General features: G+C 64.5%; 22 protein-coding genes and 1 tRNA gene. 7 read left to right on the top strand and 16 right to left on the bottom strand.

The annotated features are described in order from the left end of the window. Window positions 1-3: 3 nt before the first annotated feature. Window positions 4-1,800: an acyl-CoA dehydrogenase gene (locus LQF09_RS10755; protein ID WP_270067942.1), complete on the top strand. Its 1,797-nt coding sequence runs from the start codon at window positions 4-6 to the stop codon at window positions 1,798-1,800. 137 nt (window positions 1,801-1,937) lie between these two features. Here the strand turns inward: LQF09_RS10755 and LQF09_RS10750 are convergent, their stop codons facing one another. From LQF09_RS10750 to ompR, 6 genes are read right to left on the bottom strand one after another with little or no spacing between them, the layout of a single operon-like run. Then, entirely contained in the window at window positions 1,938-2,720 is a 783-nt protein-coding gene (locus LQF09_RS10750; protein ID WP_270067941.1) for a peptidylprolyl isomerase, read from the bottom strand. Between the two features lie 10 nt (window positions 2,721-2,730). After that, window positions 2,731-3,018, bottom strand: a complete 288-nt coding sequence (locus LQF09_RS10745) for a BolA family protein (RefSeq protein WP_002929004.1) — start codon at window positions 3,016-3,018, stop codon at window positions 2,731-2,733. Next, window positions 3,015-3,314 (bottom strand): YciI family protein, encoded by a 300-nt coding sequence (locus tag LQF09_RS10740; protein WP_002929005.1) that lies wholly within the window; start codon window positions 3,312-3,314, stop codon window positions 3,015-3,017. Before LQF09_RS10740 ends, LQF09_RS10745 begins: the two co-directional genes overlap by 4 nt. Continuing rightward, the gene (locus LQF09_RS10735) at window positions 3,314-3,922 is read right to left on the bottom strand and encodes a septation protein A (protein ID WP_002937484.1); all 609 of its coding nucleotides are present in this window, start codon (window positions 3,920-3,922) and stop codon (window positions 3,314-3,316) included. Before LQF09_RS10735 ends, LQF09_RS10740 begins: the two co-directional genes overlap by 1 nt. Beyond that, entirely contained in the window at window positions 3,919-5,349 is a 1,431-nt protein-coding gene (locus LQF09_RS10730) for a sensor histidine kinase (protein WP_002929007.1), read from the bottom strand. Before LQF09_RS10730 ends, LQF09_RS10735 begins: the two co-directional genes overlap by 4 nt. A gap of 7 nt (window positions 5,350-5,356) precedes the next feature. Next, entirely contained in the window at window positions 5,357-6,118 is a 762-nt protein-coding gene (gene ompR / locus LQF09_RS10725) for an osmolarity response regulator transcription factor OmpR (RefSeq protein WP_002929010.1), read from the bottom strand. 335 nt (window positions 6,119-6,453) lie between these two features. Here ompR and LQF09_RS10720 point away from each other — a divergent pair, with 335 nt between their 5' ends. The 4 genes from LQF09_RS10720 to LQF09_RS10705 all read left to right on the top strand — a co-directional run bounded on the left by LQF09_RS10720 (window position 6,454) and on the right by LQF09_RS10705 (window position 8,783). Then, window positions 6,454-6,723, top strand: a complete 270-nt coding sequence (locus LQF09_RS10720; RefSeq protein WP_002929012.1) for a hypothetical protein — start codon at window positions 6,454-6,456, stop codon at window positions 6,721-6,723. Between the two features lie 66 nt (window positions 6,724-6,789). Beyond that, on the top strand, window positions 6,790-7,482 hold the full coding sequence (gene tsaB, locus LQF09_RS10715) for a tRNA (adenosine(37)-N6)-threonylcarbamoyltransferase complex dimerization subunit type 1 TsaB (protein ID WP_002937479.1): 693 nt from the start codon (window positions 6,790-6,792) through the stop codon (window positions 7,480-7,482). Between the two features lie 3 nt (window positions 7,483-7,485). Then, entirely contained in the window at window positions 7,486-7,932 is a 447-nt protein-coding gene (gene rimI, locus LQF09_RS10710) for a ribosomal protein S18-alanine N-acetyltransferase (RefSeq protein ID WP_270067940.1), read from the top strand. Window positions 7,933-8,039: 107 nt separating this feature from the next. Beyond that, window positions 8,040-8,783, top strand: coding sequence for a uracil-DNA glycosylase (locus LQF09_RS10705; RefSeq protein ID WP_443081763.1), 744 nt, complete (start codon window positions 8,040-8,042; stop codon window positions 8,781-8,783). Between the two features lie 18 nt (window positions 8,784-8,801). Here LQF09_RS10705 and lplT read toward each other — a convergent pair whose 3' ends face one another. Further along, entirely contained in the window at window positions 8,802-10,052 is a 1,251-nt protein-coding gene (gene lplT / locus LQF09_RS10700; protein ID WP_270067938.1) for a lysophospholipid transporter LplT, read from the bottom strand. A gap of 185 nt (window positions 10,053-10,237) precedes the next feature. Between lplT and LQF09_RS10695 the strand changes: the two genes are divergently transcribed. Then, complete coding sequence (locus LQF09_RS10695; protein WP_083485757.1) at window positions 10,238-11,155, top strand: LysR family transcriptional regulator; 918 nt, start codon at window positions 10,238-10,240, stop codon at window positions 11,153-11,155. A 48-nt stretch (window positions 11,156-11,203) separates the two neighbouring features. Beyond that, window positions 11,204-12,613: a DNA repair protein RadA gene (gene radA, locus LQF09_RS10690; protein WP_002929024.1), complete on the top strand. Its 1,410-nt coding sequence runs from the start codon at window positions 11,204-11,206 to the stop codon at window positions 12,611-12,613. Between the two features lie 8 nt (window positions 12,614-12,621). Here the strand turns inward: radA and LQF09_RS10685 are convergent, their stop codons facing one another. From LQF09_RS10685 to rfbB, 9 genes are all read right to left on the bottom strand, one after another. Continuing rightward, entirely contained in the window at window positions 12,622-13,098 is a 477-nt protein-coding gene (locus tag LQF09_RS10685) for a hydrogenase maturation protease (RefSeq protein WP_037984508.1), read from the bottom strand. Window positions 13,099-13,121: 23 nt separating this feature from the next. Beyond that, entirely contained in the window at window positions 13,122-14,588 is a 1,467-nt protein-coding gene (locus LQF09_RS10680; RefSeq protein WP_270067937.1) for a Ni/Fe hydrogenase subunit alpha, read from the bottom strand. A 57-nt stretch (window positions 14,589-14,645) separates the two neighbouring features. Beyond that, the gene (locus LQF09_RS10675) at window positions 14,646-15,188 is read right to left on the bottom strand and encodes an NADH ubiquinone dehydrogenase (RefSeq protein ID WP_002929033.1); all 543 of its coding nucleotides are present in this window, start codon (window positions 15,186-15,188) and stop codon (window positions 14,646-14,648) included. After that, the gene (locus LQF09_RS10670; protein WP_002929036.1) at window positions 15,188-15,910 is read right to left on the bottom strand and encodes a 2Fe-2S iron-sulfur cluster-binding protein; all 723 of its coding nucleotides are present in this window, start codon (window positions 15,908-15,910) and stop codon (window positions 15,188-15,190) included. Before LQF09_RS10670 ends, LQF09_RS10675 begins: the two co-directional genes overlap by 1 nt. Next, complete coding sequence (locus LQF09_RS10665; RefSeq protein ID WP_270067936.1) at window positions 15,907-17,781, bottom strand: NAD(P)H-dependent oxidoreductase subunit E; 1,875 nt, start codon at window positions 17,779-17,781, stop codon at window positions 15,907-15,909. The genes LQF09_RS10670 and LQF09_RS10665 overlap by 4 nt, the downstream gene beginning before the upstream one ends. A gap of 277 nt (window positions 17,782-18,058) precedes the next feature. Beyond that, window positions 18,059-18,143, bottom strand: a tRNA-Leu gene (locus LQF09_RS10660). Window positions 18,144-18,221: 78 nt separating this feature from the next. Further along, the gene (locus tag LQF09_RS10655) at window positions 18,222-19,670 is read right to left on the bottom strand and encodes a mannose-1-phosphate guanylyltransferase/mannose-6-phosphate isomerase (protein WP_270067935.1); all 1,449 of its coding nucleotides are present in this window, start codon (window positions 19,668-19,670) and stop codon (window positions 18,222-18,224) included. Window positions 19,671-19,688: 18 nt separating this feature from the next. Continuing rightward, complete coding sequence (gene rfbD, locus LQF09_RS10650; protein WP_270067934.1) at window positions 19,689-20,579, bottom strand: dTDP-4-dehydrorhamnose reductase; 891 nt, start codon at window positions 20,577-20,579, stop codon at window positions 19,689-19,691. Continuing rightward, window positions 20,576-21,652, bottom strand: coding sequence for a dTDP-glucose 4,6-dehydratase (gene rfbB, locus LQF09_RS10645; RefSeq protein WP_270067933.1), 1,077 nt, complete (start codon window positions 21,650-21,652; stop codon window positions 20,576-20,578). The genes rfbD and rfbB overlap by 4 nt, the downstream gene beginning before the upstream one ends. Window positions 21,653-21,791 lie beyond the last annotated feature (139 nt).

Genomic DNA, 21,791 nt, shown 5'->3' with positions numbered 1-21,791 from the left:
CTGATGAGCAACTACAACGCCCCTCTCCGTGACATGCAGTTCGTCATGAACGAACTCGCCGACCTCGATGCCATGATCCAACTGCCGGGCAACGAGGAAGTGTCTGCCGACCTCGTGGACGCAATTCTCGAGGAGGCCGACAAGTTTGCGTCCGGCGTGCTGGCCCCGCTGAACTGGACTGGTGACCAGGAGGGTGCCAAATGGAGCGACGGTGAAGTCGCGACCGCACCAGGCTGGAAGGACGCCTACAAGCAATTCACCGAATCTGGGTGGACTGCACTTCCTTGCGACCCCGAATACGGTGGTCAGGGCCTGCCCAAGCTGCTGGCGACTGGCGTGATGGAGATGTGGAAGTCGGCCAACATGGCCTTCTCGCTGTGCCCGATGCTGACCAGTGGTGCAATCGAGGCGCTCATGCTGCGCGGCACGGATGAGCAGAAGAGCATGTATCTGCCGAAGATGGTCTCCGGCGAATGGACCGGCACCATGAACCTGACGGAGCCGCAGGCCGGTTCCGACCTGGCCGCCGTGCGTACCAAGGCCGAGCCGCAGGGTGATGGCACCTACAAGATCTTCGGTCAGAAGATCTTCATCACTTATGGCGAGCACGACCTCACCGACAACATCATTCATCTCGTGCTGGCCCGCCTGCCGGATGCACCCGAAGGCGTGAAGGGCATCTCGCTGTTCGTGGTGCCGAAGTTCCTCGTCAATGCCGATGGCAGCCTGGGCGCACGCAACGACGTGCACTGCGTGTCGATCGAACACAAGCTCGGCATCCACGCAAGCCCGACCGCCGTGCTCGCCTTCGGCGACAAGGGCGGCGCGATCGGCACTCTGGTCGGCGAGCCGAACCGCGGCCTCGAGTACATGTTCATCATGATGAACGAAGCCCGCTTTGCAGTCGGCATGGAAGGCCTGGCCCTGTCCGAGCGCGCCTACCAGCATGCGCTGCAGTACGCCAAGGATCGCGTGCAGGGTACGGACGCCGGCGTGCGGGGCGGCCCCAAGGTCAACATCCTGCATCATGCCGATGTGCGCCGCTTGCTCATGAACATGAAGAGCAAGACCGAAGCCATGCGTGCGCTGGCCTACGTCGTCGGCGCTGCCTTCGACAAGGCGCACAACCATGCTGACGAAGCCGTGCGCGTACAGAACCAGGCTTTTGTCGACCTGATGATCCCTGTGGTCAAGGGTTGGTGCACGGAGAACGCGATCGACGTCACGTCCGATGGCGTGCAGGTGCACGGCGGCATGGGCTTCATCGAGGAGACGGGTGCAGCGCAGCACTTCCGTGACGCTCGCATCACGACCATCTACGAGGGCACGACTGCGATCCAGGCCAATGACCTGATCGGCCGCAAGATCGCCCGCGAGAACGGCGTGACCATTGCCGGCGTGGTGGCTCAGATGCGTGCAGTCGAGGCCGAACTCGCCGCCGTCGACGGCGAGGCCTTTGCTGCCATCCGCAAGGCACTGGGTGCCGGCATCGCTGCTGTGGAGGAGGCGGTTGCCTACATCCTCGCGACCTACGCTAAGGACATCAAGGCGGCCTCGGTTGGCTCGGTGCCTTTCCTGAAGCTGCTTGGCATCGTCGCCGGTGGCTGGCAGATGGCGCGCGCGGCACTGGTGTCCCGGCGCAAGCTGGAAGCTGGCGAGGGCGAGGCGAGTTTCTACAAGACCAAGATCGTCACCGCACGCTTCTATGCCGATCACGTCCTGGCGCAGGCACCTGGCCTCGCCTACACGGTGGTCAATGGTGCAGCCGGTGCTCTGGAACTCGCCGAAGAGAACTTCTGAGCCCCGACCCGGAGGCCGCTGCCTACTGAGGCGGCGGCAAGCGGAGCAAAAAGGCCCGACCGGCGCATGCCGGGTCGGGCCTTTTGGTGTAGGCGCGCCTGACTTGGCAGACGCAGTGCAGGCGCGCCGTCAGTGCGTCACTCCACCTTCGCCTTCTCGCGCAGCTCGAGCACATGGCGTTCGACCATCTGCTGCTGCAGGCGCTGTTGAAGCTGGGGCTTCACCTCTTCGAACGGAGGGGCCTGGACAGCGCGCACGTCATCGAGCTGGATGACGTGATAGCCAAAATCGCTCTTGACCGGCGTACGGGTGTACTTGCCCTTCTCGAGGCCCACCATTGCATCGGCAAAGGGCTTCACGAACATGCCGGGGTTGCTCCAGCCGAGTTCGCCGCCACGCTCACGAGAGCCCGGATCACGGGACTCCTTGACGACTTCTGCAAACGGCGTACCGTTCTGCAGGCGGGCGATGATCGCCTTGGCCTCAATCTCGGTCTCCACGAGGACATGGCGCGGGAGGTATTCCTTGTCGCCCATGCGCCCCTTGATGGCATCGTATTCCTTCTGCAGTTCGGCGTCGCTCACGGCGTTGGTGCGTACGTACTCCTGCAGGTAGGCGCGGATCAGGATGGCTTGGCGCGCCATGTCCATCTGAGCCTGCACATCAGCCTTCTTGTCCAGCCCCTTCTTGGCGGCTTCCTGCGCCAGCACTTCGCGGCGCACGAGTTCCTCGCGGATCGCGCCCTGCAGTTGTTCGCTCTCGGGAACGCCCTGGGCACGCTGCTCGGCCATCATGGCTTCTGCACGCGCAGCCGGAATGGCAACGCCATTGACCTTGGCGAGCGAGTCGGCAGCGAATGCGGGGAGGGCGAGGAAGCCGGCCAGCAGCGTGACGGCGAGGCGGCTCGGGAACTGTTTCATGGAGATTCCTTCAGTTTTCATGTGTGGTGGCCTCTGTGGCCGAAAGCGCGCGAATGGCAAGCGCATGGATGTCCTTCTTCATCATGTCGCCAAGCGCGGTGTAGATCATACGCTGTCGCTGCACTCTGCTGCAGCCTTCGAAAGCATCGGAAACGATGTAAAGCCGATAGTGCCCACCGCCTTCTCGGGCGCCGGCGTGGCCGGCATGCAGGGCACTCTCGTCCTCGATCTCGAGTACCCGGGTCTGGAAGCCCTGGGCCAGGATTGCGCGCATGCGCTCGACGGTCTGCGCGCTCACGGCAAGGTCTTGCGGAAAGGACGCACGGTCACCTGCGCGAACACGCCGGCCCGGGTATAGGGGTCTTCGCGTGCCCACGCTTCAGCGCTGGCGAGCGAGTCGAACTCGGCCACAATCAAGCTGCCCAGGAAGCCCGCAGGCCCCGGGTCGGGTGAGTCGATTGCGGGCATCGGACCCGCCAGCAACAGCCGCCCTTCGTTGCGCAGCAGCTCCAGGCGAGCGACGTGTTCGGGACGGACGGCAAGTCTCGTATCGAGCGTGCCCGGTGCGTCCTCGCCGATCAATGCGTAGTACATCAGTTGGTTTCCTCTTCCATGTGGCGTGACAGATAGAAGCCTTGAGCCAGAACGAATGCGAGCATCAGGCCAAGGCCGCCGAACATCTTGAAGTTGACCCATGCTTCTTCGCTGAAGTTGTAGGCGACATAGAGGTTGAGCAGACCCATGGCAACGAAGAAGCACGCCCATGCGGCGTTGAGCCGTCCCCACACCTGATCGGGCAGTTGGATCTGCGCTTCAAGCATTTTGCGGATGAGGTTGCGCTTGAGGATCAGGGCGGATCCAAGCAACACGAAGCCGAACAACCAATAAAGTGCCGTCGGCTTCCACTTGATGAAGGTGGGGTTGTGAAAGAACAGTGTGGCACCGCCGAACACGACAATGATGCCAAGGCTAACCCACAGCATGTTGTCGACCTTGCGATGACGGAGCCATACAAGCGCGATCTGCAAGCCTGTGGCGACGATGGCGACGAACGTGGCGATGAGGATGGGCGCCTGCGACGGCGCGATGTCACCCCCGAGCCAGCCGGAGGCCAATGCATGGGCGGCATCCGGGTTTGCACCGCCGAGCTTGTAGGCGGCAAAGAACAGGATGACGGGGAGGAGATCGAAGAGGATTTTCATGGTTCGTGGCCGGGGCCCAAGTCTGATTGATTGATTCTATCGCGGCCGCCGTCACTTGCGACGGCGGGCAGGCAGAGGATGGCCCTCAGGCCACCGCCTGTGCGTGGCAGCAGCTCGAGTCGTCCGTGGTGTGATGCCACGATGCGTTCAACGATCGCCAGGCCAAGGCCTGCTCCCTTCGTGTTCGAGCGCGCCTTTTCGAGACGGGTGAAGGGCTGGCGCATGCGCTCGACTTCTGTCTCCGGGATGCCGGGGCCACGATCTGCAACTTCGATGCACGCCTCATCGTCACTCACGCTGACGACAATATCGAGCGGGCACTCGTCACCCGCGTAACGGAGAGCATTGTCTATCAGGTTGGCCAGCGCCCGTCGTAGCGACAGTGCACGAACTGCTACGACCAGATGATCCGGAGTGCTGAGGCGTATGTCGACACCACGCAGGCGGTAAGGGTCGGACACCTCGCGGCAAAGTGTGACGAGGTCGAGCAGCGCAAAAGCCTCCTGCGGTGTCCCGCGCCCGAAGTCAAGGAACTGCCCGATGATGCGGTCCATCTCCTCGATGTCGGTCACCATCGCAGCGACGTCGTCGTCAGGTGCGCCGGACATTTCGATGCCGAGTCGAAGTCTGGCCAATGGCGTGCGCAGGTCATGCGACACACCAGCGAGAATCAGGGCACGATCGGCATCCATGCGCGCAAGGTCGCTCGTCATCTGGTTGAAGGCACGGGCGACCACGGCGATCTCTTGCGGGCCGGATTCTTCCTGCGGCGGCGGCGTGACCCCACTGCCCACCTGCCGTGCCGCACGTGCGAGCTGGCGAAGTGGGGCGCTTACCCGAGACACGATCAGGAAGGCGCCAAGCAAGGCCGCAAGCAGGGCGCCACCGCCCCAGCCCAGCCAGCCAAAGCTGTCCGGATTCTCGATGCGCTCCGGGGGCAGCATGACCCAGTATTCATCGTTGGCGTCTTCGGGGTCGAGGCGGAAACTCACCCAGAAACCGTTCAGCGTCTTCCAGCGCGTGGCGAAGCGTGTGTGCTCACCCAGCTGACGCCTGACATCGTTCACCAGCAAGCGATGAGGTCGGGTGTCGGGCAAGGGCTCAAGCTCATCGCTTTGCTCGGCCGGATAGATACGGATGCCCTCGAGCGCAGCCATGTCGATGAGCAGGTCCACCCTGCGGTCGATATCGGCGTTGATCAGCGCGGTACGCGTCAAGTTCACAACGGATACGACCATCTGTGCTACGTCACGAGCGCGCGCAGGCTCCTGTACGTAGCGAAAGATCTGCGACCATGCGCCCAGCGCCACGATGAGCAGCAGCGCGACGAGCAGAAAGGTCTGCCACAACAGGGTATGCGGCAACAGGCGGGCAGCCAGGGGTGTCCTGGCCGCCCGCTCCAGTGTGCGCAGTGGCGCCTCGGTCATCCAGGGCTCAGGTGGCCGCGTCCGGCTTGGCGTCTTCCTCGCCGCCACCCTTCTGCCCGTCGGGTACGAACACATAGCCGAAGCCCCACACGGTCTGAAGGTAGCGCGGCTTGGCGGGGTCGTCCTCAACCAGCTTGCGCAGGCGAGACACCTGGACATCGATGGCGCGATCGAACACGCCGTACTCGCGCCCGCGCGCGAGTTCCATGAGCTTGTCACGCGACAGCGGCTGACGCGGATGTGTCAGCAGCACCTTGAGCAGGGAGAACTCCCCCGTGGTGAGCTGGATCTCCTCATCATCCCGGGTCAACGAGCGCGTGCCGAGATTCACCTTCACGCGGCCGAAGGCGACGACCTCGTCCTCAGCGGTCGGGGCGCCGGGCAGCGTTTGCGGCTGCCTGCGCATGACGGCCTGGATGCGCGCCACGAGCTCGCGTGGATTGAAGGGCTTGGCGATGTAGTCGTCTGCTCCCATCTCAAGACCGACGATACGGTCTACGTCGTCGCCCTTGGCTGTCAGCATGATGATGGGGATCGTGTTCTCAGCGCCGCGAAGCCGTCGACAGATGGCGAGACCATCTTCGCCCGGCAGCATCAAGTCGAGCACTACCAGATCGTAGTGCTCACGATGCAGCGCCCGATCCATCATCGGTGCGTCACCCACGGCCTTGACGGCGAATCCCTGCTCCTGCAGGTAGCGGGACAGGAGTTCGCGCAGACGTGCGTCGTCATCGACGACGAGAATGCGATAGCGTGTCTTCTGGTTCATGTGAGGAATGCTAGCCTGAGTCTCGAGCGCTTGCCAGTAGGCTCGTCGGCGGGCACTGAATTTGCCGGGTAACCCTTCGTAAGCGCCTAGGGCAGAGGCAATATCACCTTACAAAACGCCCGTGGCTTTGACCTGGCGCACTACACATCGATGGTCATTTGCCGTAAGGTCCGTAGCCTGAAGCCTCATATTCGGTGGGCCGCGTTGACGGACTCGCCGTCCAGACAGACCAGATGAATCAGACTCCCAGATCAGCCTCTTCCGCAGTGAGCGTCCTACGCTCGCAGCCGAGGACGTCGCACAGGCTGCACGCGATTTCGGGCGTGGTGGCCTGCATGCTTGCCACGCTCCTGCCGTCCGCCGAGGCAATGGCGCAGGGCGTGAGCGAGGCTGTCACGGGCGAGGCGCATGCCGTGAAGCCTGTCGTCCAGCGTGCCACGAAGGACTGGCGGCAGACTCTCGAGGATTCCGGCAAGGACAGTAACACCACGCCGCAGCGCCGCAGCATCAGTGCGGAGGAGCGCGGGCATCTGCGCCGACACGTCAGCGATGCGGCGCGCGGGGCCTACCAGGACGACAAGGTCTCCGGGCGGGGCAAACGCTGAGCCTTGCCCGCGAGGGCTTTACGACGCCTGTCGGGGGGCGCCCCGAGCCGGTAGAATGGCGCCACCATGAACGTCCTATCGATCGAGACCGCCACCGAGCATGGCAGCGTCGCCTTGCTTGCGGGTGGAGCGTTGCTCAGCCGCCGTATTCACGGTGCCGCAAATCATTCCGAAGCGGTGTTGCGAGACGTACGCGCAGTGTTGGCCGAGGCGGGCCTTGCAGCAACACAACTGGATGCGGTTGCGTTTGGCGCAGGCCCTGGTGCGTTTACCGGCTTGCGCCTGGGTTGCGGTGTCGCACAGGGCATTGCACTGGGCGCCGACCTGGGGGTTGCTGCCGTGTGCAGTCTGCAGGCTCTGGCTTTGCAGGTGCCTGCACCCCGCGTGCTGGTGGCTACCGATGCGCGCATGGGCGAGATGTATCACGCCACTTACGAGCTTGACGGGGACGGCCTGCCCGTCGCCCTCAACGGTCCATGCTGTGACGCACCTGGCGCATTCGAACTGCCGCCGGGCGACTGGTTTGCTGCAGGGTCTGCTTTTGCGGCATGGCCCGAGGAACTCGAGGCGCGTACGCTTGGCCGACTCACCGGGTGCAGGCCCGACCTTGTGCCGCGTGCGGACGAAGTCGCTCGCCTGGGCGCTGCGATGGCGTTGAGGAAGGAGTTGGTCGCCGCTGAGTACGCGCTGCCGCTTTATGTGCGCGATAAGGTCGCCTTCACGACGGCCGAACGACTCGCTCGGGGTGGACGGGCCTGATTCATGAACGCCTGCGTGATCACGCCGATGACGGCGACCGACCTCGACTGGGTATGCGCTGAGGAAGCTTGCCTTCATGCACACCCCTGGACGCGCCGTAACTTCGAGGATGCGCTGGCCGCCGGCAACGATGCCTGGGTGATGCACGCTGGTGGCGAAGCGTTAGCGTACGCGGTTGTTCTGCGCGTCCTCGATGAGGCGCACCTGCTCGACATCGGCGTGAGTCTTCGGGCGCAGGGCAGGGGGTATGGACGACAGTTGCTGGACTGGATTGCGGATTTCGCCCGTGATCAGGGCGCAGTCGCGTTCTTTCTCGAGGTGCGCGTTTCGAACGCGACTGCCCTGGCACTTTATGAGCGCTCGGGTTTCAGTGAGATTGGCCGTCGTCGTGGCTACTATCCGGCAGTCGATGGGCGCGAGGATGCGATCGTGATGAGGCGGGACCTATGATCGCGGGTACGCAAACATCCCGCCGTGATGCGTTGCTGAGGGAAATGGGCCTTGGGCCGGTCTGGCGGTTGCGCAGGACTGCCGATGAGGCCCAGGACGACATAGGCGTGGCAACCCAGGCCGTTGAGTCGTCACCTCAGCTGCCGCGGGAAGAGCGTGCGCCGTCGCTGTCCGACATACGGGCCCGCGCGCGCGTCGAGTCGCCTGCCAATCCTCTACCTGAAGATGTCGCGCCGCCGTCCGCCGATGACGCGATCAGCAGCGTGCGCGCCCAGCGGATTGCCAGCCTTCAGTGGGACGCCCTCGAGGAAGACATGCGCGCCTGCCGCGCTTGTGGCCTTTGCGAGCAGCGCAGGCAGGCCGTACCTGGTGTTGGTGACCGCAATGCACGCTGGATGTTCGTCGGCGAAGGGCCGGGCAGCGAGGAGGATCTTCGAGGCGAACCTTTCGTTGGTCCGGCGGGCCGCCTGCTCGACAACATGTTGGGTGCCATCGGCCTGGACAGGCGCCAGGACGTTTTCATTGCCAATGCGGTCAAGTGCCGGCCGCCGCACAACCGCACGCCTCAGGGGGCCGAGTTGGACGCCTGTCTGCCCTATCTGCAGCGCCAGATCGAGTTGGTCAGGCCGCGGCTGCTGATTGCGCTCGGCCGTCCCGCCGCACAAGCGTTGCTGAATCGTGAGATCGCAATCTCTGCCGCACGCGGCAAGCGTTTCGAGCGCAATGGCGTGCCAGTGATGGTGACTTATCATCCGGCTTATCTGCTGCGCAATCCGCAGGACAAGGCCAAAGCCTGGGAGGATCTGTGCTTTGGCCGTCGCTTGATGGCCGGCGCCTGCGCGTCGGACTGAGCATGCTTGGGGTGCTGCTCAGTGCGTGCGGTCCTCGAGCAGGGCGACATTGTCGAATTCGCGCTGGTTTGCCTCGTGGCGGCGTTTGACGACGAGCATTGTGCCGGCGACGAAGATGCCGAAGAGCGCGATCACGGTGTTGATCGACAGCCCGAACATGATCAGCAAGGCATAGGTGCCGGTCATGACAAGGATCGACAGGTTCTCGTTGAAGTTCTGCACTGCGATTGAGTGGCCTGCGCCCATCAGAATATGGCCGCGGTGCTGCAGCAGTGCATTCATCGGCACCACGAAGAAGCCCGCGAGTCCGCCCACGACCACCATGAGCGCCATCGCGATCCACGCCTCTGTCACGCCGATCATCAAGGTGACAACGATCCCCATCGCGATGCCAAGCGGGATCACCCTCACGGACTGACGCAGTGAGATGTAGCGCGCGGCAAGGATCGAGCCGGCGGCGATTCCGAGCGCCACCACGCCCTGCAGCATGGAGGCTTCGGAGAGGCTCATACCCAGGTTGTGTTCGGCCCACTTGATGACGATGAACTGCAAGGTTGCCCCGGCGCCCCAGAACAGCGTGGTGACGGCGAGAGAGATTTGACCGAGTTTGTCGCGCCACAGCAGGCGCAGACAGTGGTTGAAATCATGAAACAGGTAAATCGGGTTGTTCTTGAGCGGCTTGTGGTCGACACCGGTATCGGGGATGAACATGTTGAACACGGCCGCGGCGAGATAGAGCGAGCCGATGACGAACACTGCCGCCTCGAAGGCGTTGTCGGCAAAGGGCAGCCCCAGGCCCATCAGGGCCGTAGAGACGTCGTCGCGGATCATGATGCCGCCCATCACGGTACCGATGATGATTGCCCCCACCGTGAGCCCCTCGATCCATCCGTTGGCGACCACCAGCAGGCGGTGAGGGAGGTACTCGGTGAGGATGCCGTACTTGGCGGGCGAGTAAGCGGCCGCACCGAGTCCTATCACGGCGTAGGCCAGCAACGGGTGGCTGCCCAGAAACAGCATCAGGCAGCCGCCGATCTTGATCGTGTTGCTGATCAGCATCACCCGCCACTTGGGCATCGAGTCGGCGAAGGCGCCGACGAATGCGGCCAAACCGACGTAGGACAGGGTGAAGAACAGCTTGAGCAGCGGCTCGAACTCGGACGGTGCGGCCATGTCCCGGAGCATTGCGATCGAGATGATGAGCAAGGCATTGTCGGCGAGCGCAGAGAAGAACTGCGCAGCCATGATGATGTAGAAGCCGAGCGGCATCGTGCGGTAGCAGGCTCACGGTAGCAGGAGCGCGGTTTATATCACGAAGGCGTGTGCATGGTGATGACGCCGATCAATGCCCGAAATCAGCGCCAGCTTTGGCACCAAACCCCGGCGTCTGTGGGATCGCCGAACGCCTGCATTTGTGCTTTAATTCGAGTTGATAAACCATCCTTATCCGGATCATGGCAGATCGCAGACTTCAGGTTTTCCACGCGGTAGCGAAGCACGGCTCGTTCACGCGCGCGGCAGAACACCTTCACATGACGCAGCCAGCCGTCACCTTCCAGATCAAGCAGCTGGAAGAGCACTTCGACACCCGGTTGCTCGATCGCGGGCATGGCAAGATCTCCCTGACACCTGCGGGCGAACTTGTGCTGGCCTACGCCGAGCGGATTCTCGGACTCTCCGCCGAGCTGGACTCGCGCGTGTCCGAGCTTACCGACGAGCTTGCGGGCCAGATCAAGATCGGCACCAGCACAACGATCGCCGCTTACTGGCTACCGCACATCCTTGAAGGCTTCAAGCGCCGCTACCCACGCGTGTTGCCGCGTGTGGTGGTCGGCAACTCGAAACTGACCGAAGATGCCGTTGCTGCGCGTGATCTGGACATCGGCCTCATCGAGATCGTTACCGAGCAACACGCCATTGAGCGCCGCAGTGCTGCACGCGACGAGCTGTTCGTGATCTGCAGTCCCGACAACCCGCTTGCGGCGTTCAAGAGTCTGCGAGCGAAGGACCTGGTCGGCCACCCCTTCATTGATCGTGACCCGGGTAACGGCATCCGTCAGATTGCCGACGAGTTCTTCGAGGCTGCCGGCATTGCCGGTAGTGAGATCACCCTGTGCGCTGAGATCGGCAGTCTGGCGACGATCAAGCACCTTGCGGCTGCGGGGCTGGGCTTTGCCATCGCGTCCAAACGCGCGATCCAGCGAGACCTGGAGGATGGCCGTCTGGTTGCGATTGCCCTCGAGCCGAGGATCTACACCCCGCTCGAAGTCATCCTGCCCCGTGACAAGTTCCGCTCGCGACTGATCACCGCCTTTGCAGACTTTGCCTGCGAGGAATTCGCGCGGATGGCCGATCGCGACAGCGCGGCCTGACCCGATGTCAGACGGCCAATTTCCGACTGCCCGCACCGTAACTGACTGATGGCACGCGCGAAGACTGCGTTCGTGTGCACCGAGTGCGGTGCACAGGCGGTGCGCTGGCAGGGTCAGTGCCCGCAGTGTCAGGCCTGGAACACGCTGGTCGAAACCGTCCTTGAGCCGGCAACGTCATCGGCCGGCAACCGCTTTGCGGCCCTGGCCGGCGATACCGCGCGACTGCGCCCCCTGTCTGCGCTGCAGCCCAAGGAGGAACCCCGCCAGCCAACCGGACTGGACGAATTCGACCGTGTGCTCGGCGGCGGACTGGTGAGCGGCGGTGTCGTGCTGATCGGTGGCGATCCGGGGATCGGCAAGTCGACGCTGCTGTTGCAGGCCCTGTCCAACCTTGCGACGCTGCAGCAGGGGGCAGGCGCGGGCGCAGAGGAGGTGCGCACGACCGCAGTCTATGTGAGCGGCGAGGAGTCGGGCGAACAGGTCGCGCTGCGTGCCCAGCGCCTGCAGCTGCCTGCGACGCCCTTGCAGATGCTGGCCGAGATCAACCTTGAGCGCATCCTGCACACACTGCGCGAGGCGAGGCCGCGGGTGGCGGTCATCGACTCGATCCAGACCGTCTATTCCGAAACCCTGCAGTCGGCCCCGGGTTCGGTGGCGCAGGTGCGCGAATGCGCGGCCCAGCTCACGCGCTTTGCCAAGCAGAGCGGCACCTGCCTGATCCTCGTCGGCCATGTCACCAAGGACGGGGCGCTCGCCGGTCCGCGGGTGCTCGAACACATCGTCGATACCGTGCTGTACTTCGAGGGCGACACGCATTCGAGCTTCCGTCTCATCCGTGCTTTCAAGAACCGCTTCGGTGCGGTCAATGAGCTCGGCGTGTTCGCGATGACCGAGCGTGGGCTGCGCGGCGTGTCCAACCCGTCGGCGATCTTCCTGTCGCAGCACTCCCAGCAGGTGCCGGGCAGCTGCGTGCTGATCACCCAGGAGGGAACGCGTCCGCTGCTGGTCGAGGTGCAGGCGCTTGTCGATGCGTCGCAGAGCCCCAACCCGCGCCGGCTTTCGGTCGGCCTCGAGCAGACGCGGCTGGCCATGCTGCTGGCGGTGATGCATCGCCACGCCGGCATTGTGTGCTTCGACCAGGACGTGTTCGTGAATGCGGTGGGCGGGGTGAAGATCACCGAGCCGGCTGCCGATCTCGCGATCCTGTTCGCGATCGTGTCCTCGCTGCGCGATCGCCCCTTGCGTCGTGGCCTGGCCGTGTTCGGCGAGGTCGGCCTTGCCGGTGAGATCCGCCCCGCGCCGCGCGGCCAGGAGCGCCTGAAGGAAGCAGCCAAACTCGGCTTCGACGCCGCCATCGTGCCGCGCGCGAATGCGCCCAAGCAGGCCATCGACGGATTGCGGGTGATCGCCGTGGAGCGCGTCGACGAGGCGCTGGAGGCCTTGCGCGAACTCGAGTGAGGCCGCGCTCAGCCGCCTTCGGGCGCCGGCGGGCTGGTTGTGCACCACGCCTGCGCCCAGTCCAGGGCCGCTGCGAGCCGGGCCATTGCCTGCGGCGACGGCTCGGTACCCAGCGCCCACTGCTCACCGCGGATGGCGAGGAGCGTTGAAGGGGGCGGCGGGCATCGCTCCAGGTCCTCGAACACACTCAGCACCACCTGCGGCGACACCGCATGCGTGGTGAAGCTGGTGTCGCGCGCCGGCAGGACTGTGCTGACCTCGAAAGGGTGCCCGGCGTCGACCGAAGCATCGACGAAGAGCACGCGCTGCCGGTCGCGCAGGTCGAGTGCATGTTCGACCTGGAGCTGGAAGTCGGTCAGGCACTCGACACCGGGCAGCGCGCGACCAGCGAGGGCGTCGATGAAAAGGGGGCCGAGTGCGTCGTCACCGCGGCTGGGGTTGCCCCAGCCGAACACGAGAATCGGCGGCGGCGTCCGTATGCTCATGTCAGCATGCGCTGTGCCCGGGCTCACTGACGGCAGCGGCGGTCGAGCTCCTCACCCGCGGCGTCGACCAGCCGTACCTCGAGCGGCATCTTGCCCAGGGCGTGGGTCGCGCACGACAGGCAGGGGTCGTAAGCGCGAATGGCAACCTCGATGTGATTGAGCAGCCCTTCGGTGAGCTCGCGGCCGTCCAGGTAGCGCCTGGCCACCTCGCGCACCGCGGCATTCATCGCCTGATTGTTGTTGGTGGTCGACACAATGAGGTTGGCCATGGTGACGAGGTCGTCGTCGCCGACCTGGTAGTGGTGGAACAGGGTGCCGCGCGGCGCCTCGATGACACCGACGCCCTCGCGCCGGCGGGCCCCGCTCACCATCAGCTCGTCACCCTCGATATCGTCGTCGTGGAGGAGATCCTTGATCGTCTCCGCGGCAAACAGCATCTCGATCATGCGCGCCCAGTGATAGCCCAGCGTGGCGTGCATCGGGCGCTCACCGGCGTAGGCAAGCAGGGTCCGCCGCTCATGGTCGGCAAACGGCGTGGGGATGCTGTCGCAGTTCTGCACTCGCGCCAGCGGTCCGACCCGGTACCAGCCGCGCTCGGGGCCGAGTGCGGCGAGGTAGGGGAACTTCATGTAGGTCCAGGGTTTGACCTCTTCCATGATCAGGCTGTCGTAAGTCTGGTAGTCGACCTGGTCGAAGAGGATGCGCCCGTCTGCGTCACGAGCACGCAGCGCGCCGTCGTAGAGGTCGAGGCTGCCGTCGGGGGCGACCATGCCCATGAAGTTCGACTCGAAGCTGCCGAAACTGTCGTAGAGCGTGGGGTCCTGTTCATGGATGCGGCGGACGATCTCGACCGCCTCCCGGCTCCAGGCGATCATCTGGTAGGCGTCTCTGAGCAGCAACTGGCGCTCGGCGCCGCTCAGCGAGCGATTGACGCCACCTGGCACAGCACCGGTGCCATGGACGCGCTTGCCTGCGGTGAGCCGGATCACCTCCTGTCCGTATTTGCGCAGCAGGATGCCCTTGCGGGCAATGTCGGGAAACTGCTCCGCCACGCCCACGATGTTGCGGCGACCGGGCTCGGACTCGAAGCCGAACAGCAGGTCGGGCGAGGACAGATGGAAGAAGTGAAGCGCATGCGACTGCAGGATCTGGCCATAGTGCATGAGCCGGCGCATTCTGTCGGCCGTCGGCGTCAGGGTCGTGGCGCCGACGATCAGGTCGAGCGCCTTGCTCGCCGCGAGATGATGGGACACCGGGCAGATACCGCACAGACGCTGCACCATCACCGGTACTTCCCAGTAAGGTCGGCCCTGGATGAAGCGCTCGAAGCCGCGGAACTCGACGATGTGCAGGCGCACCTGATGCACCTTGTTGTCCTCGTCGAGCAGGATGGTGACCTTGCCGTGGCCCTCCACGCGCGTGACCGGGTCGATGGCGACGCGGCGTAGTCTGTCGCGTGCAACGGTTGCGGTTTCGAGATCCAAGCTCATGGCGTCTGTCCTTTGCGGCATATCCGTGTTGAGCGCATGGGGTGCCTATGTACCGTCTCAGTCGTACTGCAGCAGGCCGTGGCCGAGCCTGGGCGCACGACCTTCGATGAGATCGTTCAGGAATGACCAGATCGCATCAGCCGAGGGCGGGCAGCCAGGCAGGAAGTAGTCGATCCGCACTACCTCGTGCACCGGATGCACCTGGTTCAGCGGCAGTGGCAGTTCGGGGTCGTCGGGTACGGCGCTGCCCGGCGCCAGCCCGTGCCCGGTGCGATACACCATCTGCAGGATCTCGCCGACGTCGAGCGCATTGCGCTGCGCCGGCAGGCCGCCATTGACCGCACAGGCGCCGAGTGCGACCAGCACCTTGCAGTTGGCGCGGAACTCGCGCAGCACGTGCACGTTCTCGGCATTGCACACGCCACCCTCGATCAGTCCGATGTCGCAGGGGCTGCAGTGCTTGATGTCGGTAATCGGTGAGCGGTCGAACTCCACCCTTTCGAGTAACGTCAGCAGGCGTTCGTCGATATCCAGCAAAGACATGTGGCAACCGAAGCAACCTGCCAGCGACACGGTCGAGACCTTGAGCTTGCCCGCCATCAGCCTGGCTCCTTGTCGGTGTGCACGGTGTCTGCCCGGACGGCCCCGATCGGTTCGCGATCATAGGTGCGCTTGCCGATCGGCACGGCGAAGCCCACGCGCTTGCGCAGGATCACGCCCACCGGACAGATCGTGGCCGCACGATCGCTGGCGGCAAAGCGCGTTTCCGCCAGCTGGCCAGAGACGCTGTTGACGATGAGATGCGAACGCGTGCCGCGCCCGGACAGGGCAAACACGTCCTTGCCATCAATGTCGCGGCTGGCCTGCACGCACAGCTCGCACATGATGCAGCGGTTGAAGTCGAGGAGTACGTCCGGGTGCGAGGCATCGACGGCCCGGTCGGGATAGAAGTGGTCGAAGTGGGGGCTGAGCATGCCCAGCCTGTAAGCCGTGGCCTGCAGCACGCAATCGCCGCTCTTCTCGCAGGATGGGCAGAAGTGGTTGCCCTCGACGAACAGCAACTGCAGCAGGGTACGGCGCTTGTCTGCCAGTTCCTCGGTTTCGCTTTCCACTGATTGGCCCGCCGCCGCACGCACGGTACAGGCGGTCGCCAGCCGGCCGTCGATCCTCACCGTACACAGCTTGCAGGATCCGTGCGCAGCAAAGTCCGGATGCCAGCACAGGTGCGGGATGTACTTGCCAGCAGCAGTTGCTGCCTGCATCACCGTCTGGCCCGGCGTGAAGGCCACTTCTTCGCCATCAAGCAGGAAGGTGTCCTTCATGGCTGTTCATCCTTCGCAGGGCTTGGCGTAGCGGGGAAGGGCGCGTATGTCGCATCACCCCAATCGGGCGGATGCCGATGGGTGTCGATAGCGCTAAGGTTGCTGCCCAGGTGAGCGCCCGGATCGTCCCGGCCGGTCATCTGGCGCGCCCGCGACAATGCGGCATCCAGATCGAAGGCGGGCTCGTATTCGCTTGACTGGAGCCTGCTCTCGAATACCGAACGGAAGCGGGAGAGCATGTCGTTGACTGCGATGGTCGCGGTATTGCCAAGTCCGCAATGGCTCGCCCCTTGCATGAGAACGTGCATCTTCGCCATCTCCTCAAGGTCGTAGGGCGAGCCACGCCCGGCAGCCAACTTATCAATCAGGCGGGCAACCACCGCGGTGCCGACCCGGCACGGTGTGCAGAAACCGCAGCTCTCATGGGCGAAGAAGTGAGCGAAGTTGCGCGCGACCTCAAGCATGTCGCGGCTGCGGTCGAACACCATGATCGAGCCGCCCGTGGCCACGTCCTCGAAGGCAATCCGGCGCCCGAACTCGTGCTCATCCAGACAATGACCTGCCGCGCCCGCACTGGTGACGGCCAGGGTGTCGCGGGCGCCCGCGGCCTGCAGCACGTCGGCCACGGTAACCCCGAAAGGAAACTCGTAGATCCCCGGACGGGCGACGTCGCCCGACACCGACAGCAATTTGGTGCCGGTGGAGGCGGGCGTGCCGATGGCGCGAAACCACTCGCCGCCACGGACGGCAATGAGGGCTGCGAGGGCGAGCGTCTCAACGTTATTCACCGTGGTGGGCTGGCCCCGGTAGCCGTTGGTGACAGGGAAGGGCGGTCGGATGCGCGGCTTACCCGGTTTGCCCTCGAGCGATTCGATGAGTGCCGACTCCTCGCCGCAGATATAGGCGCCGGCACCAAGGTGAATATCGATGTCGAAGCTGAAGCCGCGGCCCAGGATGTTGCGCCCCAGCAGGCCTTGTTCGCGGCGTTGCGCCAGGCGTGCCTGGAGGCGGTCGAGCAGGTAGCGGTATTCGCCGCGCAGGTAGATGAAACCCTTGCTCGAGCCAATCGCGAGGCCGGCGATGCACATGCCATCGACGACGAGGTCGAAGTAGCTGTTGAGCAGGACACGATCCTTGAAAGTACCTGGCTCGCCTTCGTCGGCATTGCAGATAACGTAGTGCGCGTCGCCCCAGGCGTCGCGGCACGAGCGCCATTTGATGTCGCTGCCGAAGCCTGCGCCCCCCCGACCACGCAGGGACGACCGCTCGATCTCGGCAAGCAGCCCGGCTGCGCCACGGTCGAGCGCCGCTGCGAGCGCTTCGCCCGGGCTCAACCGATGATCGAGCAGGACGTCACGACGCTGGATGTTGTCGGCCACCTCGAACCATTCGGGTGGCCAATCGCCGATGGGTACGCGGCTGCGAACGAGGTGCGCCATCTCGTTGATCCGGTCGACAGTCAGGCGGGTGATCGCACGGCCGTTCGCGAGCAGGGCTGGCCCCTGGTCGCACATGCCGGTGCACGATGTGGTGCCCACGCGCACCAATCCATCCTCGGAAAGCCGGCCTGGTTCGAGCCAGAGTTGCTCGCACAGGGCACTCATCAGCCCGGTGTTGCCGAGCATACGGTCAGTGATGTTGTCCGAGAACAGCAGCCGGTATTCGCCTGCAGGCTGGGTGTGGAGAAAACTGTAGAAGCTCGCCGTGCTCTCGACCCGCACACGCGGCACGGCTAGCGCGGACGCAATGGCGCTGATGACGTCCGGCGGCAACCATCCCGCCTGTTCCTGCACATCGATAAGGATCTGCAGAAGTTGAGAGGGCTCTCGGCGATGTTGCACGAGAATGCGATCGAGCTCCGATGCGTCCACAGCGTACTCCCGGCCATTGCGTGCTCTTGCTCCTGCATTATGGCGGGAAGCGTGGCGTATCAGTTATCAAGTTTCCAATGGCGTGATCAACTCGTTAAGTTTACATAACGCAGATTATCGTGTGTTTGTGATTGCAGAGGGTGGGGGAAAGAGTCACTCTGCAGGCTGTCTCGCGCTTCGGCAGTTTGGGCACCACTGCACCAATACTGCCCACACGCATCCGCGAATGCGGTCAGGCCACGTCGCGGCCTGGCTTAAAAGGCCTTTTAAAACAATGTGGTGCGGGGAAAGAGACTCGAACTCTCACGCCTTGCGGCGCTGGAACCTAAATCCAGTGCGTCTACCAATTCCGCCATCCCCGCGGGTGTCACGTCTGAAGCGGAGCGCATTATACACAGCACCTGCCCGATCGGCCGTCAGGTGCCGTGCCATGCGTCCCGTCAGCTGGCGGTGCGGCCGTAGTTGTCCTCGAAACGCACGATGTCATCCTCGCCAAGATAGCTGCCAGATTGCACCTCGATGATCTCCAGCGGCAGCTTGCCCGGGTTGGCGAGGCGATGCGTGTGTCCCAGCGGGATGTAGGTGGATTCGTTCTCGCCGAGCAGGAAGGTCCGGTCGCCATTGGTGACCTCGGCCGTACCCTTCACCACGATCCAGTGTTCGGCGCGGTGATGATGCATCTGCAGGCTGAGCTTGGCGCCGGGATTGACGACGATGCGCTTGACCTGAAAACGCTCGCCGGCGTCGATCGAGTCGTACCAGCCCCAGGGCCGGTACACCTTGCGATGGCTCTGCGTCAGGCTGCGGCCTTCGGCCTTCAGGCGCGCCACGACCTTCTTGACGTCCTGCGTTCGCTCCTTGTGCGCGACCATCACCGCATCCGGCGTCTCGACCACGATCATGTCCTCGCAGCCGATCGCGGCGACCAAACGGCTGCCGGCATGTACAAGAGTGTTCCGGCTCGATTCGAACAGCACCTCGCCGCGCGCGGCGTTACCGTCTGCATCCTTGTCCGAGACGGCCCATAGCGCATCCCAGGCACCAACGTCCGACCAGCCGGCGGATAAGGGTACGACCACCCCCTGCCCCAGCTCCGGCGCTTCGGCGATGCGTTCCATGACCGCGTAGTCGATCGAATCGCTCGGGCTGGCCTCGAAGGCGGGGGCGTCAAGGCGGATGAAGTCCGCATCCGTGCTGCGGGCGGTAAAAGCGCGCGCGCAGGCGGCTTCCATGTCGGGATTGAAACGCGTGATCGCCTGACGCCACACCGAGGCCTTCATCATGAAGATGCCGCTGTTCCAGAAGTAGGCCCCGCTCGCGACATAGCGCTCGGCAGTGGCGCGGTCCGGCTTCTCGACGAACTCGGCCAGGCCACGTGCCGTGCCGGTGTCGGCAACCGGGGCCCCGGCTCGGATGTAGCCGTAGCCGGTCTCAGGCCGGTCCGGCACGATGCCGAAGGTCACCAGCGCACCTCCTGCGGCGGCTCGCGCGCCTTCTGCGATCGCCTGCTGGAAGGCCGTGACATCGCTGATCACGTGGTCGGCTGGCATCACCAGCAGCACCGGATCACCCTCCTCCAGTGCAGCCAATGCCGCCAGCGTGAGCGCTGGCGCCGTATTGCGACCGACCGGCTCGAGCACGATCTGCGGCGCTCGTACGCCGATCTGGCGCAATTGCTCGGCGATGATGAAGCGGTATTCCTCGTTGGTAACGATCAGCGGCCGAGGATCGACCTCGGCGCCAGCAAAGCCCTTCAGGCGGACCGCGGTCTCCTGCAGCAGGGACAGTTCGCCGGTCAGCGGCAGCAACTGCTTGGGGTAACTTTCACGCGAGGCAGGCCACAGGCGGGTGCCTGAGCCGCCGGAAAGGATCACGCTCTTGATGGTCATGGTCGGGAGTGTCCTTGGTCAGGTCTGCAGTTCGCGCAACATGCGCGCGACGCCGTCGCGCCAGTCTGGCAGGTGGAGCCCGAAGGCATGGCGCAGCTTGGTGGTGTCGAGGCGGGAATTGAGCGGACGCACGGCCGCGGTGGGATAGTCGGCGCTACCGATCCTGGCGATCTCGCGTACCTTGAGCGCGCGCCCGAGGTTGCGCGCTTCGTCAATGACGAACTGTGCATACCCGTGCCAACTCGTCACGCCGGCCGCGGCGAGGTGGTAGGTGCCATCAAGCTCCGGCCGGCTCAGGCAGGCGCGCAGGGCGTGGGCGCTGACGTCTGCAATGAGATCTGCGCCGGTGGGGGCGCCGAACTGATCGGCGATCACGCTCAGCACCTCGCGTTCGGCCGCCAGCCGCAGCATGGTGCGCGCAAAGTTTCCGCCGCGTGCAGCATGGACCCAGGATGTACGCAGGATCAGATGCCGGCAAGCACTTTCGCGGATCGCCTGCTCGCCCTCAAGCTTGGTACGCCCATACACCGACAGCGGTCCGGTTGCATCGGCCTCCGTCCAGGCTCGCTCGCCACTGCCGTCGAAGACATAGTCAGTCGAGTAATGCACCAGCAGGGCGCCCGCATCGCGGGCTGCACCGGCGAGTGCCCCCACCGCCTCGGCGTTGATGAGACGAGCCTGGGCGGCTTCGGTCTCCGCCTTGTCCACCGCGGTGTAGGCCGCGGCATTGACGATCACCGTTGGTGCCACACGGCCTATGGTGCTGGCCAGTTCATCCGGGCGAGAGAGGTCTCCGCACAGGCCTGCGTCTGCATGGCGATCGAGCGCGACCAGCTCGCCGAGCGGCGCGAGTGCGCGCTGCAACTCCCAGCCCACCTGGCCGTTGCGGCCCAGCAGCAGTACCCTCATGCGCCCTGCCCTGCGTCACTGCCGCCATACTGGGTCGCCACCCAGTCACGGTAAGCGCCGCTCTGCACATTGGCTATCCAGCCGGGGTTGTCGAGATACCAGCGCACTGTCTTGCGGATACCGGTTTCGAAGGTCTCCGCCGGCTTCCAGCCCAGTTCGCGCTCGATCTTGCGCGCATCGATGGCGTAACGGCGGTCGTGGCCGGGGCGATCCTTGACATAGCTGATCAGGCGCTCGTGCGGCCCGGCCGGGTCGGGACGCATCTCGTCGAGCAGACGGCACAAGGTGCGCACGATGTCGATGTTGGCGATCTCGTTCCAGCCGCCGATGTTGTAGGTCTCGCCAGGGCGTCCGCGCGCCAGCACCTCACGGATCGCGCTGCAATGGTCACCGACGTAGAGCCAGTCACGTACATTGAGTCCATCGCCGTACACCGGCAGCGGCTTGCCTGCCAGCGCGTTGACGATCATGAGCGGGATGAGCTTTTCCGGAAACTGGTAGGGGCCGTAATTGTTCGAACAGTTCGTGGTCAGCACCGGCAAGCCATAGGTGTGGTGCCAGGCGCGCACGAGATGGTCGCTCGCCGCCTTGCTTGCCGAATACGGGCTGTTGGGCTCGTAAGTCTTGGTTTCGGCAAACGGCGGATCCTGTGGCCCGAGCGAGCCATAGACCTCGTCGGTGCTGACGTGGAGGAAGCGAAACGCCTCGCGATCGCCGGCCGGCAGTCCGGACCAATACGTGCGCGCGGCTTCGAGCAGTGTGAACGTGCCTTCGACGTTGGTACGCACAAAGGTGCCCGGCCCGTGGATGGACCGGTCGACATGGCTCTCGGCAGCGAAGTGGATGATCGCGCGCGGCCTGTGCTCGGCCAGCAGGCCATCGACCAGTGCACGATCGCAGATGTCGCCGTGGATGAAGCGGTGCGCCGCGTTGCGCTCCAGACTGGCCAAGGTCTCGAGATTGCCCGCATAGGTGAGCGCATCGAGGTTGAGCACGGCCTCATCGCCGCCAGCAAGCCAGTCGAGCACGAAATTTGCGCCGATGAAGCCGGCGCCGCCCGTGACAAGGATCAAGATACGGCTCCCGTCCTGATTGCAAAGGCTGGATTATGGCATCGGGAAGCGGCCGGGCACAGTCCGGATGTGGCAGCTGGCACCTGCGGCACCGTGGTCGGGCCCTGGCGGGTCTTTCGAGGTGGGGCCCGGGGCGCCA

This window comes from Thauera sp. WB-2 (assembly GCF_027594845.1).
GTDB classification, from domain to species: domain Bacteria; phylum Pseudomonadota; class Gammaproteobacteria; order Burkholderiales; family Rhodocyclaceae; genus Thauera; species Thauera mechernichensis.
The sequence above is the reverse complement of the archived record's forward strand: the minus strand, read 5'-3'. Positions and strand labels throughout refer to the sequence as shown.